The sequence below is a fragment of the Pseudomonas sp. BNK-44-b genome (assembly GCF_047456245.1).
Taxonomy (GTDB): Bacteria; Pseudomonadota; Gammaproteobacteria; order Pseudomonadales; family Pseudomonadaceae; genus Aquipseudomonas; species Aquipseudomonas machongensis.
On the sequence record NZ_CP179908.1, the window covers coordinates 3,566,097 to 3,580,298 of the forward strand.

Below are 14,202 nucleotides of genomic sequence, written 5' to 3' on the forward strand. Positions count from 1 at the left end.
GTCGAACTTTACAAGATTTTGACAGCAAAGGCCTGACAACAGGGCGAGACGGGATAGAGTAAAACTTTTCAAACCAGTACTCATTTCTGATAATTGGTACTGGCATAAAGCCTTTACCCGGATCACTATTTGTCACAGAATTGACGCCAAGGAAACGGCGACCATGAGGCAAGATGAGCATCCAAAATCACATCACGGTTGAACATTTTGTCGTCGCGACGGTCGAACCCACTACCGTGCGGCCAATTTGAGAACCGCTTCCCCTGAACCAGAACAACCGGTCAATTTATATGCGCCCAATGAAACAGGCTATCTACTCCAGCCGCACCGCTGACAAGTTCGTCGTCCGCCTGCCTGACGGGATGCGTGAGCGCATTGCCGAGGTAGCGCGCAACCATCACCGCAGCATGAACTCCGAGATCATCGCCCGCCTGGAGCAAAGTCTCATCCAGGAAGGTGCGCTGGGCGACGAGCTGAGCATGCGCCTGGACAGCCCTGAGCTGTCCCTGCACGAACGCGAATTGCTGCAACGCTTCCGTCAACTGACCCATCGCCAGCAGAATGCGCTGGTCGCCCTCATCGCTCACGATGTGGAAATGGCTGCCGACGCTTCCTGAGGCTTCCAACGCCCACGAAAAAAGCCAGCGCAAGCTGGCTTTTTTCGTTTGAGCTGAATCCGTCAGAGCAGGAACAGTGTCGCCAGGCCAAGGAAGATGAAGAAGCCGCCGCTGTCGGTTACGGCAGTGATCATCACGCTCGAACCCATCGCCGGGTCGCGCCCCAGGCGCACCAGTGTCATGGGGATCAACACGCCCATCAACGCCGCCAGCAGCAGGTTCAGGGTCATTGCCGCGGTCATCACCACACCCAGCGACCAACTGCCATAGAGCAGGAACGCCACTACCCCGATCACCCCGCCCCAGATCAGGCCGTTGATCAGCGATACCGCCAGCTCCTTGCGCATCAGACGACGGGTGTTGCCCGGCGATACCTGGTCCAGCGCCATGGCGCGCACGATCATGGTGATGGTCTGGTTACCCGAGTTACCACCGATACCGGCGACGATAGGCATCAGCGCCGCAAGCGCTACCAGCTTTTCGATCGACCCTTCGAACAGTCCGATCACCCGCGAGGCGACGAAGGCGGTGATCAGGTTGATCGCCAGCCACGCCCAACGGTTGCGCAGCGAACGCCAGACCGAGGCGAAGATATCTTCTTCCTCGCGCAGGCCGGCCATGTTGAGCACTTCGCTTTCGCTCTCTTCACGAATCAGGTCAACCATCTCGTCGATGGTCAGACGGCCGATGAGGCGATTGCTCTTGTCGACCACCGGTGCAGAAACCAGGTCATAACGTTCGAATGCTTGCGCAGCATCGTAGGCATCTTCCTCGGGCGTGAAGCTGACAGGGTCAGTCGCCATGACCTCCGCCACCTTCTTGTCCGGGTCGTTGACCAGCAGACGCTTGATCGGCAGCACACCCTTCAGAATGCCGTCGTAATCGACCACGAACAGCTTGTCGGTGTGCCCCGGCAGCTCCTTGAGCCGACGCAGGTAACGCAGTACCACTTCCAGGCTGACGTCTTCGCGGATGGTGACCATCTCGAAGTCCATCAGCGCACCGACCTGCTCCTCGTCGTAGCTCAGGGCCGAACGCACGCGCTCACGCTGCTGGGCATCGAGACTTTCCATCAGCTCATGGACAACGTCACGCGGCAGCTCAGGCGCCAGGTCAGCCAGTTCGTCTGCGTCCATTTCCTTGGCCGCAGCCAGCAGCTCGTGATCGTCCATGTCGGCGATCAACGTCTGACGTACGGCGTCGGAAACTTCGAGAAGGATGTCGCCGTCACGATCCGAGCGCACCAGCTGCCAGACCGTCAGACGATCTTCCAGGGGCAAGGCTTCGAGGATATAGGCGATGTCGGCGGGGTGCAGATCATCGAGCTTGCGTTGCAGCTCGACCAGGTTCTGGCGGTGGACGAGGTTTTCCACCAGGTCGTTGTGCTGACCCTCCTGACGATGAGTCAGGTCCTCAACGACGCGCTGGCGCTGCAGTAGCTCGATCACCTGGGCGAGGCGATCCTGCAGGCTCTCTTGGACTTTCTTTACTTCGACTTCGGTCATAGGCGAACTCCACTCCCAGCAGCGGAGCACGCCGGGAGAATCAATCGGTCAGATCTGGCTTGATAAAGCGGATTAAGGGGTAACTACTGGGTAAGTCCATGGTGGTATTCCACAAGCCCCGGCGGGGCTGACGGGCGCAATCATACACTGCTCAAGCTGTCTGATCGCTTAAATTTTTGGCTGGAACAATCGTTTGCGCGATAAAGCTGTGACAACGCTCGAAGCCAACAGTGCGACGGCGGACAACAGCGAAAAAGCACATCGACGTGCAGCAGGGGTTTATACGGAGTCTAGCCGCGTTGCACTGACAGATTCGTGAACGGCAGAAAAGAAAAAGCCCGCTACAGGAGCGGGCTTTTTGGTGTGGCGGACTCAGGAGGATTCGAACCTCCGACCGCTCGGTTCGTAGCCGAGTACTCTATCCAGCTGAGCTATGAGTCCGTGGTGGTAGTTTTAGACCAGATTACCACTGGTTTTTGAAGCTTCTCTTCTTGAAGATTTCTCGACAAGCAAAGCCACTTCAGAAAGTGGCGGACTCAGGAGGATTCGAACCTCCGACCGCTCGGTTCGTAGCCGAGTACTCTATCCAGCTGAGCTATGAGTCCGTCGATGGTACTTTTAGACCAGATTACCACTGGTGAAATGATGCGTCTTCCAAAGAAAACCGCCTCATTGTATGGCGGACTCAGGAGGATTCGAACCTCCGACCGCTCGGTTCGTAGCCGAGTACTCTATCCAGCTGAGCTATGAGTCCGTGTCTTGCCGCGCATTATAGTTCGCTAAACCGTTTTGCCAAGTACTTTTTCGTTTAATTTCAACGACTTAAGCATTTTGACCAGTTACAGCGCCCTACACGAAGAATGGCGGTGAAGGGGGGATTCGAACCCCCGATACCCTTATGAGGTATACTCCCTTAGCAGGGGAGCGCCTTCGGCCACTCGGCCACCTCACCGCAACACGGGGCGTATATTAACCAGACCCCTCCCCGTTTGCAAACCCTTTTTTGAAAAAAACTTCAAAAAAATTAAAGGGTTGGTTCTTCGTCCTTCTCTTTCTTGATCCGCAGGTAGATTTCCTCGCGGTGAACAGCCACTTCCTTAGGGGCACTCACACCGATTCGTACCTGGTTGCCTTTGACACCCAGGACCGTCACGGTGATTTCACCGTCACCAATGATCAGGCTCTCGGCGCACCGACGAGTCAGAATCAACATAGCTTTCTCCTCACGCAGTTCATTCAGGGACAACAGTCTGTTGGAAACAGAGGGCTGGTCGGGACGAAGGCCCAGCCCTCCTTATCGGCTGTCAGGCAGGAAAGGACAGTAACCCGCATGACAGCCAGAAACGCGAAGGGCGCGGCCAAAGCCGCGCCCCCCGGGGCAATGCGTCACTCGCTCTGTCGGGCAGGCGCATCGAGCTCGAACGCGGTGTGCAGCGCGCGTACGGCCAGCTCCAGGTACTTCTCTTCGATCACCACCGACACCTTGATCTCGGAAGTGGAGATCATCTGGATGTTGATGCTCTCCTTGGCCAGAGCCTCGAACATACGGCTGGCCACGCCCGCGTGGGAGCGCATGCCGACGCCAACGATCGACACCTTGGCGATCTTGGTATCGCCGATCACTTCGCGGGCACCGATTTCACGGGCGGTGTTCTCCAGCACGCTCAGAGCCTTTTCGTACTCGTTGCGGTGCACGGTGAAGGTGAAGTCGGTGGTGTTATCGTGCGAGACGTTCTGCACGATCATGTCGACTTCGATGTTCGCGGCGCTGATCGGGCCGAGGATCTTGAAAGCAACGCCCGGGGTGTCCGGCACGCCACGAATGGTCAGCTTGGCCTCATCACGGTTGAAGGCGATACCGGAAATGATCGGCTGTTCCATGGATTCCTCTTCATCGATGGTAATGAGGGTACCCGGACCCTCCTTGAAGCTGTGCAGCACGCGCAGCGGAACGTTGTATTTGCCGGCGAACTCCACCGAACGGATCTGCAGCACCTTGGAACCGAGGCTGGCCATTTCCAGCATCTCTTCAAAGGTGATCTTCTCCAGGCGACGGGCCTGCGGTACCACACGTGGATCGGTGGTATAGACGCCATCGACATCGGTGTAGATCTGACATTCGTCGGCCCCCAGCGCTGCCGCCAAGGCAACACCGGTAGTGTCGGAGCCACCACGCCCGAGGGTGGTGATGTTGCCGTGCTCGTCGACGCCCTGGAAACCTGCGACCACGACCACGGTGCCAGCCTTGAGGTCGGCGCGGATCTTCTGGTCATCGATCTGCAGGATGCGCGCCTTGTTGTGCGCGCTGTCGGTCAGGATACGCACCTGGTTGCCGGTGTAGGACACCGCCGGCACGCCACGCTTGATCAGCGCCATGGCCAGCAGCGCAATGGTCACCTGCTCGCCGGTCGAGACGATCACATCCAGTTCACGCGGAACCAGCTGATCGGACACCTGCTTGGCCAGGTCGATCAAGCGGTTGGTTTCCCCGCTCATGGCCGACAGCACAACCACCAGGTCATCGCCTGCCTCGCGGTGTTTCTTGACCTTGTCGGCCACCTGCTCGATCCGCTCGATAGAGCCAACGGAGGTGCCGCCAAATTTCTGTACGATCAACGCCATTTCAAAGTGCCTCAGCCCACGAAGGGCACCCAGTAAACAATCCTTCCTGACGCGCCCCGCAACCAGACTGCGGGGCGCGTCATCTCAAAGCCCCTGCTCGGCGAACGGCACGGCCAGTGCCAGGGCCTGATCCAGCGCAGCGACGTCGACGCCACCACCCTGGGCCATGTCCGGACGACCACCGCCCTTTCCGCCCACCGCCGCAGCGGCCTGCTTCATCAGGTCGCCAGCCTTGAGTTGGCTGGAGAGGTCTTTGGTCACGCCGGCCACCAGCACGACCTTGCCCTCATGCTCGCTGCCCAGCAGGATCACTGCATGGCCGAGCTTGTTCTTCAGCTGATCGACGAGCGCCAGCAGCGCCTTGCCATCCTGCCCATCCAGGCGAGCGGCAAGCACCTTGGCACCCTTGACCTCAACGGCCGCACTGGAGAGATCGTCCCCTGCGGCGCTGGCGGCCTTGGCCTGCAGCTGCTCGAGCTGCTTCTCCAGCTGACGGTTGCGCTCGAGCACAGCCGACAGCTTGTCGATCAGGTTGTCGCGGTTACCCTTGACCAGTTGCGCCGCTTCCTTGACCTGCTCTTCGGCAGCGTTCAGGTAGGCCAGCGCCGCAGCACCGGTGATCGCCTCGATACGACGCACACCGGAGGCTACGCCACCTTCACTGATAATCTTGAACAGGCTGATATCGCCGGTGCGCTTGGCGTGAATACCGCCGCACAGCTCTACCGAGAAATCACCGCCCATGCTCAGTACGCGCACGGTGTCGCCGTATTTCTCACCGAACAGCGCCATGGCGCCTTTGCGCTTGGCGGTCTCGATATCGGTCTCGATGGTTTCGACCGCGGAGTTCTTGCGCACTTCGCGGTTTACGATGTCTTCGAGTGCCTTGATCTGCGCAGGCGTCACCGCCTCGAAGTGGCTGAAGTCGAAGCGCAGGCGCTGGCTGTCGACCAGCGAGCCCTTCTGCTGGACGTGCTCGCCCAGCACTTCACGCAGAGCAGCGTGCAGCAGGTGAGTCGCTGAGTGGTTCAGCGAGGTGGCGTGCTGCACATCGGCATCCACGCGGGCCTCGACCGGGGCGCCAATCAGCAGCGCGCCGCTGGCCACCACGCCGTGGTGCAGGAAGGCGCCACCGGTCTTGGTGGTGTCGCGCACATCGAAGCGCGCACCGCCAGCCTGCAGGTAGCCACTGTCACCGACCTGGCCGCCGGATTCGGCGTAGAACGGCGTGCGATCCAGGACGACCACGCCCTCCTCGCCTTCGCCCAACTGGTCGACCGACTGGCCATCCTTGTACAGGGCGATGATCTTGCCTTGACCTTCGGTGCTGCTGTATCCGAGGAAATCGGTGGCGGTATCGACCTTGACCAGGCTGTTGTAGTCCATGCCGAAGGCGCTGGCCGAGCGGGCGCGCTCGCGCTGGGCGTCCATCTCGCGCTCGAAGCCGGCTTCGTCGATGGTCAGCTCACGCTCGCGGGCGATGTCGGCGGTCAGGTCCATGGGGAAGCCATAGGTGTCGTACAGCTTGAACACCACGTCGCCCGGCACGACCGTGCCCTGCAACTGCGCCAGGTCCTGTTCGAGGATGCGCAGGCCCTGCTCGAGAGTCTTGGCGAACTGCTCTTCTTCGGTCTTGAGCACGCGCTCGATGTGCGCCTGCTGGCTCTTGAGCTCGGGGAAGGCTTCACCCATCTCGCTGACCAGTGCGGCCACGACCTTGTGGAAGAAGCTGCCCTTGGCGCCAAGTTTGTTGCCATGGCGGCAGGCGCGACGAATGATGCGGCGCAGCACATAGCCACGGCCCTCGTTGGAAGGCAGCACGCCGTCGGCGATCAGGAAGCCGCAGGAACGGATGTGGTCGGCGACCACTTTCAGCGACGACTGCGCTTCGTTACGGCAACCGATGGCCTGGGCTGCGGCATCGAGCAGACTCTGGAACAGGTCGATCTCGTAGTTCGAGTGCACGTGCTGCATCACCGCACTGATGCGCTCAAGGCCCATGCCGGTGTCCACCGACGGGGCGGGCAACGGGTGCAGGACACCGTCAGCAGTGCGGTTGAACTGCATGAAGACGTTGTTCCAGATCTCGATGTAGCGGTCGCCGTCTTCTTCCGGCGAGCCGGGTGGGCCACCCCAGATGTCGGCGCCGTGGTCGTAGAAGATCTCGGTGCACGGACCGCAAGGGCCGGTATCACCCATGGTCCAGAAGTTGTCGGAAGCGTACGGGGCGCCTTTGTTGTCACCGATGCGCACCATGCGCTCGGCCGGCACGCCGACTTCCTTGGTCCAGATGTCGTAGGCTTCGTCGTCGCTGGCGTAGACAGTGACCCAGAGCTTCTCCTTGGGCAGGTTCAGCCACTTGTCGGAGGTCAGGAAGGTCCAGGCGAAGGTGATCGCGTCGCGCTTGAAATAGTCACCGAAGCTGAAGTTGCCCAGCATCTCGAAGAAAGTGTGGTGACGCGCGGTGTAGCCGACGTTTTCCAGGTCGTTGTGCTTGCCACCGGCGCGCACGCACTTCTGGCTGCTGACAGCGCGCGTGTAGGCGCGCTTCTCGGCGCCCAGGAAGCAGTCCTTGAACTGGTTCATGCCTGCGTTGGTGAACAGCAGGGTTGGGTCGTTGTTCGGGATCAGCGAACTGGAGGCGACTCGGGTATGTCCCTGCTCTTCGAAGAAGCGAAGGAAGGCTTCACGGATTTCTGCGCTTTTCATAGGTTCTTCCACGGAAACGGCGGCCGTTTTGGCTAACGCGTCGGATCGACGAAACGACGGCAAAGGGCCGCATTATATCGGTCCTGCAATCGAGGTGCAGTGTGTTTATGCGATGGAAACCGGCAAACGGACAGTTTTTCCGCTGCAAACAGGCAAAAACGACATGAGCGGATGCTAAATCGGAGCTTTCGTCACTGACAAGCCAATTACCGCCCAGGGGAAAGGAAAAGGGAATAGGCGGCAAATTAAATCCCTGTCATCCGCCTCATGCTGACGACTCAGGCGGTACAGGAGTACCACTGGAACCACCGAGCGAACGCCAGAATGCAGCCTCCCCTACGAAAGGAGACGCCCATGGCGCCCGAAGACCTCATGATCCACACCGCTTCCGGCCTTGTGCTGAGACAACAACTACCCTACAGAAGCGGCCCACTGGCGATCAGTCGCCATGACCACACGCTGCTGATCGAAGCACTGGCCCCAGACACCGAACTGTCGGTTCATCCAAGCCCCGAAGGCATCGCGCTGCGCATCGAAGCTACCCGCTACACGCTGGCCCTGGCAAAAACAGAGATGCTGCATATTCGTACTGGCGCCGGCGATGACAACGTATTCGTCGAGTCCACCCTCGACAGCCGCATCGTGATCGAGACCGGCGAGGGCAACGACAGAATCCGGATCGAGGGCCAATTGCCTCCTGATGGCCAGCCCCTGAATGCCGGCTCGGTGATCATTGACGCCGGGGCCGGTGATGACCACGTCGTGGTAGAAGGGGTTCGGCAGGCAGAAATCGATGGCGGCAAGGGCAACGACGCCCTGCACAGCGCCGCTGCCCACAGCACGTTGTATGCCGGCGCTGGCGACGACGTCGTCAGGGTCAATGCGGGCAATGCGACCATCGAGGCCTTTGCCGGCAACAATCGCCTGTCCACAGGGCCACTGGACGATCGACTCTACGGCAACGCCAGCAGCATTCTCGTCGAGGACGGTTTCAGCGCACCACTGCTCTACGAGGCACACGATGCGGAGCTACCAGCGCAATACCTCGACACCTTCGATATCCAGGGTGATCCCGCGTACACCGACAAAGTCAGGCGCCAGTTGGTGATGCTGCGGGCCAGCCCGAGTGCCTCGGGGCTTCTGGAGCAGTTGGTGGCGCACAAGGTGAAGGTCGCCATCAAGTCGATCCCGGAACTGGACAATGCTTATGCTGGATTTGATCCCGCCCAAGGCGATCCGACAATCCGAAACGGCATGCGAGGCGATCGCATCCTGAACTGCAAAATCGGCTATAACCCGCTGGCCCACAGGCGTGACGCACCATCACTGGTGATGCTCTACCACGAGCTCTGTCACGTCTGGAACTTTGCGACCGGAAGCGTGAACGACAACTCCGAGCGCTTGGCTGTCGGGCTCGAAAACCCAGGCTCCCTGTTCGATTTCGACGACGATCCAAGCACGCCCGATACCGACACCAATCCTGCGCCGTTCAACGAAAATGCCTTGCGACACGAACTGGGCCTACCACCCAGGCTGACTTACCCTTGAACCCCTACTCCAGGCGCTGCCCGGAATCCGGCACGATCAGAATCCCTGCCCGCAAGCCATTCCTGACCTTGGGGTTGGGGAAAATGATACGTGCCCCTTCCTCTTCCACGACCCAGCGTGTTTCGGCCAGGTCCTCGGCCAGCAGATAGCCCTTGCTCAGCTCGGAAAAATTCTCGATATCCGCCGGCAAGTGCAGGTGGAAACTGTCGCTGTGCTTGATGATTTCCCGGGCGACGCTGAACAGCTTCAGGCCATCGAGCGAGGCATCGGTCTCAGGCTCGGTATGCTCGATGATCTGAACAAGCCGCTCCTCGAGCTTGTCGAGATTGACCTGCTCGTTCTGCCCGAAAGGACGGGCCTTGCCCAGCTCCAGGGTGAAGGCTTCGGCGTCGAGTTGTTCGTAGGTGAAAGCACTGAAGGTGATCGACGACTTGCTCTGCAGCAGCACCGCCTCCATGCCGGCGGCCGCCAGGCGCGCCAGTTCGCGGCGTGAATGCTTGCGGCCCTCCTTGAACGGGTACAGCGCGAACTGCTCGATCTTCGAACCGCGAATGGCCGTGTGCAGGTCGTAATGCAGGCGAGTACGCTCGGGCTTGTTGAAGAACACCCGGGCAAACTGCTCGAGCTCCGCGGCGCGCAGCGCCTCGAAACCACTGGAAAGCTCGTGACGACCGTTGAACAGGCGATTGATGTCCTGCTCGATGAAGCGCTCGCCCTTGCGAATCGCCGCAGGGTTGCCGAACAGGAACAACACCCTGGCACGCGGCTTGATCTGGCCGTTGGCCACACCATGCAGCAGCCGCTCCAGCAACTCGATCGGCGCGGTCTCGTTGCCGTGGATGCCGGCCGACAACAACAGGTCGAGCCCACAATCTTCGCTCTCGGCCGGACGCACCTCCAGCGCGCCCTCCCCCAACCAGCGCAAACGCACGCCCCTGGGGGTCACTTGGGTCTTCTCGGCCGGTTCGTGATCGGTCAGGGTCAGCTCAAGCAGTTTGCCAAGGGCGAGCATAGGGCATTTCCTTAGTGGTGGTGACCGCAATCCGGACCGTGCACGTGATCGTCGTCTTCACCGACCTCGGCAGGCTCCATCTCCAGTTGCAGGCTGACCAGGTTGGTGGCCATCGGGCGCAGCAGCAGGTTGGCGTACTCGGTATCGTCTTCCTCGACATCGACACCGATCAGCAGTTGACCGCGGCCATCCTGCTGGATCCACACCTCCTTGCCTTGCCAGACCACCGCAAAGCGGGTGCAGGAGGTTTCCAGCTGGGTGCCGTCTTCATCTTCCAGGATCAGGCGCAGGGCGTCGGACATTGCAAATTCTCTCTATCAAGGTTGGCGTTGGAACGGATAGACCGAACCCAACTTCAGGATCTGGGTCAACTCATCCAGTGCCGTACGGCATTCGTCCAGCAACTGCGGGTCGGCAAGATCAGCTTCGCCCAGACGGTCGCGGTAGTGCTTGTCGACCCACTGCACCAGGGTGTCGTACAGCGGGGCGGTCATGATAACGCCTTGGTTGACCGCCGCCAGTTCCGTTTCCTTCAGGGCTACGCGCAAGCGCAGGCAGGCGGGGCCTCCGCCGTTCTGCATGCTCTGCTTGAGGTCGAACACCTTGACCTCCTTCACCACACCCTGCTGGCCGGTCAGCTGGCTCAGGTAACTCCACACGCGCTCGTTGTTGCGGCACTCTTCAGGTACCACCAGCAGCATGGAACCGTCGTCGCGCGACAGCAACTGGCTGTTGAACAGGTAGGACCGCACCGCGTCCTCCACCGTCACTGCCGAACGCGGCACGCGGATGGCCTGGAAGTTGCCGCCCTTTGCAGCCAGTTTAGCCTGCAGTTGGCCAAGCACCGTGTCGGTCTCGAGGAAGGCGTCCTCGTGGTAGAACAGCACCTCGCCGTTACCCACCGAAATCACGTCGTTATGGAACACCCCCTGGTCGATCACCGCCGGGTTCTGTTGAGCGTAGACCACACCCTCCTCGCCAAGGCCATGCAACCGCGCCACGGCCTGGGAGGCCTCGAGGGTCTGGCGCGCCGGATACTTCTGTGGCGCCGGGTAGCGCGCGTCGAAGGCGCTGCGACCATAGACGAAGAACTCCACGCCCGACTCGCCGTACGCACGGCAGAAGCGCGTGTGATTGGCCGCACCCTCGTCGCCGAACTGGGCCACTGCCGGCAATGCCGCGTGGTGGGCGAAATGCTGCTCGTCAGCGAACATCGCCGCCAGCACGCGACTGGTGGTCGGGTGTTCGATGCTGCGGTGGTATTTGCAGTTGAGGTTGGCTGCAGTGAAATGCACCCGCCCATCCGCCGTGTCGGCGCTGGGGCTGACGGTGGCGGCGTTGGCCACCCACATGCTCGAGGCCGAGCAACTGGCGACGAGCAGCGGCATGGCCTCCTTGGCGGCGCGGCGGATCACCTCGGCGTCGCTGCCGGTGAAGCCCAGGCGGCGCAGGGCAGCCACATCCGGTCGCTCCTGCGGGGCCAGCACACCTTGCTTGAAGCCCATTTCCATCAGGGCTTTCATTTTTGCCAGGCCCTGGCGTGCCGCTTCTCGCGGGTTGGAGCACTGCTGGCTGTTGCTCTGCGAGGCCACGTTGCCGTACGAGAGGCCGCCGTAGTTGTGGGTTGGCCCCACCAGGCCATCAAAATTCACTTCATAGGATTTCATCGGCTAGCTCCGAGACCTGTTGTTATAGGGTGACGCCCGGCGTCAGGGTCGCCGGCAGGGCAAGGCTGGCGGTCTCCAGCGAGGCCACGGGGTAGGCGCAGTAGTCCGCCGCATAATAGGCACTGGCCCGGTGATTGCCACTGGCCCCCACGCCACCGAACGGTGCGCTGCTGGCGGCGCCGGTGAGTTGCTTGTTCCAGTTGACGATGCCGGCGCGACTGCGCAGCCAGAAGTACTGGTAACGAGCGCGCGAGTCGGACAGCAACCCGGCTGCCAGGCCGTACTGGGTGTTGTTGGCCTCATCGATCGCCGCATCAAAGTCGCTGTAGCGAATCACCTGCAGCAGTGGGCCGAAGAACTCTTCGTCGGGCCGGTCGGCAACTGCCGAAACATCGAGGATGCCTGGCGTCAACAAGGCAGCGCCGGCCTTTGGCTGGGTCATTTCCAGCAGCGCCTGCGCGCCCTTGGCCAGCAGTTCGGACTGCGCCGCCAGCAAGGCACCGGCAGCCTGCAGTGAAATCACCGAGCCCATGAATGGCGCCGGTTGCTGGTCGAAGGCACCGACGCTGATGCTGCGACTGACCTCGACCAGGCGCGCAAGCAGCGTGTCACCCCAGGCGCCGTGCGGCACCAGAAGACGGCGGGCACAGGTGCAACGCTGCCCGGCCGAAATGAACGCCGACTGGATGATGGTGTAGACCGCAGCATCCAGATCCTTGACCTCATCGACCACCAGCGGATTGTTGCCACCCATTTCCAGCGCCAGGATCTTGTCCGGGCGACCGGCGAACTGCTGGTGCAGCAGGTTGCCGGTGCGACTGGAACCAGTGAAGAACAGACCATCTATGCCCGGGTTGGCTGCCAGAGCGACACCGGTTTCACGGGCGCCCTGCACCAGGTTGAGCACACCGCTCGGCAACCCGGCGGCGATCCAGCACTTGACCGTCAGCTCGGCGACCTTGGGGGTCAGCTCGCTGGGCTTGAACACGACACAGTTGCCAGCCAGCAGTGCCGGCACGATATGGCCGTTAGGCAAGTGACCAGGGAAGTTATAGGGGCCGAACACCGCCACCACACCATGCGGCTTGTGGCGCAACACGGCGGTCGCGTCGGCCAGCGGGCCGCTCTTCTCGCCGGTACGCTCGCGGTAGCTCTGCACCGAGATCGCTACCTTGTTGACCATGCTGGTGACTTCGGTGGCCGACTCCCACAAGGGCTTGCCGGTTTCCTCACCGATGCAGCGGGCCAGTTCGTCGGCGTTGGCCTTGAGCTGGTCGGCGAAGCCTTCGAGCACGGCGATGCGCGCCTCCAGGCTCAGTTGCGCCCAGGCTGGAAAGGCATTGCGCGCCGCCTGCACCGCAGCTTCGACCTGAGCAGGCGTCGCACCCTGCCCTTGCCAGACCACGGCCTGGCTGACCGGGTCGAGCGATTGCAGGGCGTCACCCTGGCCGGCCTGCCAGTTTCCGGCGATGTAATGCGTGGTCATTATTGGGTCTCCCGGGGTGCAGTCAGCGGCACGGCGCGAACGTTATCGCCAACGCCCAGGCGCAGGCGCTTGGCGGTCTGCGGATCGACGACCAATGTCCCGGCCGCCAGACGCGCGGGCGCTGCGGTAATACGGCAGTCTTCGCGCTTGCGGTTGTGGATGATGTAAGGCGTGGCGTCGTCACCCGGCGTACCGACCGCCAGCACCAGGGTTTCACTCTCGCGCACGGCTCGGATCTTCGCGGTCTCGCATTCGATTGCCGGGCCGGCATCGAAGATGTCGACGTAGCCTTGATAGTTGAAACCTTCGCGCTTGAGCATCGCCAGCGCAGGCTCGGTGTCGGTGTGCACGCGCCCGATGACGCTGCGCGCAGCCTCCGACAGGAAACAGGTGTACAGCGGGAATTTGGGCATCAGCTCGGCGATGAACGACTTGTTGCCCACGCCGGTGAGGTAGTCGGCCTGGCTGAATTCCATCTTGAAGAAGTGGCGGCCCAGGCTTTCCCAGAACGGCGAACGACCGGCAGCGTCGGACATGCCACGCATCTCGGCGATGATCTTCTTGCCAAACAGGTCAGGGAATTCGGCGATGAACAGCATGCGCGACTTCGACAGCAGGTGCCCATTGCGCCCGCTGCGGTAGTCACTGCGCAGGAACAGCGAGCACAGCTCGGAGTTGCCGGTCAGGTCGTTGGCCAGGAACAGGGTCGGGATCTCGCGGTAGATGTTCAGTTCCTGCGAGGCGCTGACCGTCAGGCCGACCCGATAGTTGTACCAAGGCTCGCGCAAACCGACGGCGCCGGCGATGGCGCTGATGCCGACCACCAGGCCTTCGTCGTTCTCCAGCACGAACAGGTAGTCGGTGTCGCCGCGCTCGGCTTCGCCACTGAAGCTCTTCTCGGCCCAGCCGACACGGCGGGCCAATCGCTCCTCGTTGGCAGGAAGCGTGGTCAGCCCGGTGGTACCGGTGCTGCGGGCCAATTCGATCAGCGCGGGTAAATCGCTGCTACGTACAGGACGAACGATCATGCTATCTC

At 61.3% G+C, this 14,202-nt stretch carries 11 protein-coding genes and 4 tRNA genes; 2 read left to right on the forward strand and 13 right to left on the reverse strand.

The annotated features are described in order from the left end of the window. The first annotated feature begins 290 nt into the window (after window positions 1-290). Complete coding sequence (locus ACMGGG_RS16320; RefSeq protein ID WP_029613963.1) at window positions 291-617, forward strand: Arc family DNA-binding protein; 327 nt, start codon at window positions 291-293, stop codon at window positions 615-617. A gap of 62 nt (window positions 618-679) precedes the next feature. Here ACMGGG_RS16320 and mgtE read toward each other — a convergent pair whose 3' ends face one another. From mgtE to alaS, 8 genes are all read right to left on the reverse strand, one after another. After that, a complete protein-coding gene (mgtE, locus tag ACMGGG_RS16325) occupies window positions 680-2,122 on the reverse strand; it encodes a magnesium transporter (RefSeq protein WP_054891920.1) in 1,443 nt (480 codons plus the stop codon). A 364-nt stretch (window positions 2,123-2,486) separates the two neighbouring features. Further along, window positions 2,487-2,563 (reverse strand) — tRNA-Arg (locus ACMGGG_RS16330). A gap of 87 nt (window positions 2,564-2,650) precedes the next feature. Beyond that, window positions 2,651-2,727, reverse strand: a tRNA-Arg gene (locus ACMGGG_RS16335). A 72-nt stretch (window positions 2,728-2,799) separates the two neighbouring features. Beyond that, window positions 2,800-2,876, reverse strand: a tRNA-Arg gene (locus ACMGGG_RS16340). Between the two features lie 107 nt (window positions 2,877-2,983). Next, window positions 2,984-3,074, reverse strand: a tRNA-Ser gene (locus ACMGGG_RS16345). Window positions 3,075-3,146: 72 nt separating this feature from the next. Beyond that, window positions 3,147-3,335, reverse strand: coding sequence for a carbon storage regulator CsrA (gene csrA / locus ACMGGG_RS16350; protein WP_043209419.1), 189 nt, complete (start codon window positions 3,333-3,335; stop codon window positions 3,147-3,149). 173 nt (window positions 3,336-3,508) lie between these two features. After that, window positions 3,509-4,744 carry an aspartate kinase gene (locus ACMGGG_RS16355; RefSeq protein ID WP_054891921.1) on the reverse strand — a complete coding sequence of 412 codons (1,236 nt, stop codon included), beginning with the start codon at window positions 4,742-4,744 and terminating at the stop codon, window positions 3,509-3,511. Between the two features lie 84 nt (window positions 4,745-4,828). Next, a complete protein-coding gene (alaS, locus tag ACMGGG_RS16360; RefSeq protein ID WP_414154057.1) occupies window positions 4,829-7,453 on the reverse strand; it encodes an alanine--tRNA ligase in 2,625 nt (874 codons plus the stop codon). 354 nt (window positions 7,454-7,807) lie between these two features. Here alaS and ACMGGG_RS16365 point away from each other — a divergent pair, with 354 nt between their 5' ends. After that, a complete protein-coding gene (locus ACMGGG_RS16365; RefSeq protein WP_414154058.1) occupies window positions 7,808-9,001 on the forward strand; it encodes a M91 family zinc metallopeptidase in 1,194 nt (397 codons plus the stop codon). A gap of 4 nt (window positions 9,002-9,005) precedes the next feature. Here the strand turns inward: ACMGGG_RS16365 and astE are convergent, their stop codons facing one another. Genes astE through astA form a run of 5 tightly spaced genes read right to left on the reverse strand, consistent with a single transcriptional unit; the run spans window position 9,006 to window position 14,194 of the window. After that, window positions 9,006-10,013, reverse strand: a complete 1,008-nt coding sequence (astE, locus tag ACMGGG_RS16370; RefSeq protein WP_414154059.1) for a succinylglutamate desuccinylase — start codon at window positions 10,011-10,013, stop codon at window positions 9,006-9,008. A gap of 11 nt (window positions 10,014-10,024) precedes the next feature. Further along, window positions 10,025-10,315 carry a hypothetical protein gene (locus ACMGGG_RS16375; RefSeq protein ID WP_054891925.1) on the reverse strand — a complete coding sequence of 97 codons (291 nt, stop codon included), beginning with the start codon at window positions 10,313-10,315 and terminating at the stop codon, window positions 10,025-10,027. 15 nt (window positions 10,316-10,330) lie between these two features. Next, a complete protein-coding gene (gene astB, locus ACMGGG_RS16380) occupies window positions 10,331-11,680 on the reverse strand; it encodes an N-succinylarginine dihydrolase (protein ID WP_054891926.1) in 1,350 nt (449 codons plus the stop codon). Window positions 11,681-11,702: 22 nt separating this feature from the next. After that, on the reverse strand, window positions 11,703-13,169 hold the full coding sequence (gene astD, locus ACMGGG_RS16385) for a succinylglutamate-semialdehyde dehydrogenase (RefSeq protein ID WP_204360773.1): 1,467 nt from the start codon (window positions 13,167-13,169) through the stop codon (window positions 11,703-11,705). Next, window positions 13,166-14,194, reverse strand: a complete 1,029-nt coding sequence (gene astA, locus ACMGGG_RS16390) for an arginine N-succinyltransferase (RefSeq protein ID WP_054891928.1) — start codon at window positions 14,192-14,194, stop codon at window positions 13,166-13,168. The genes astD and astA overlap by 4 nt, the downstream gene beginning before the upstream one ends. Window positions 14,195-14,202: the final 8 nt, after the last annotated feature.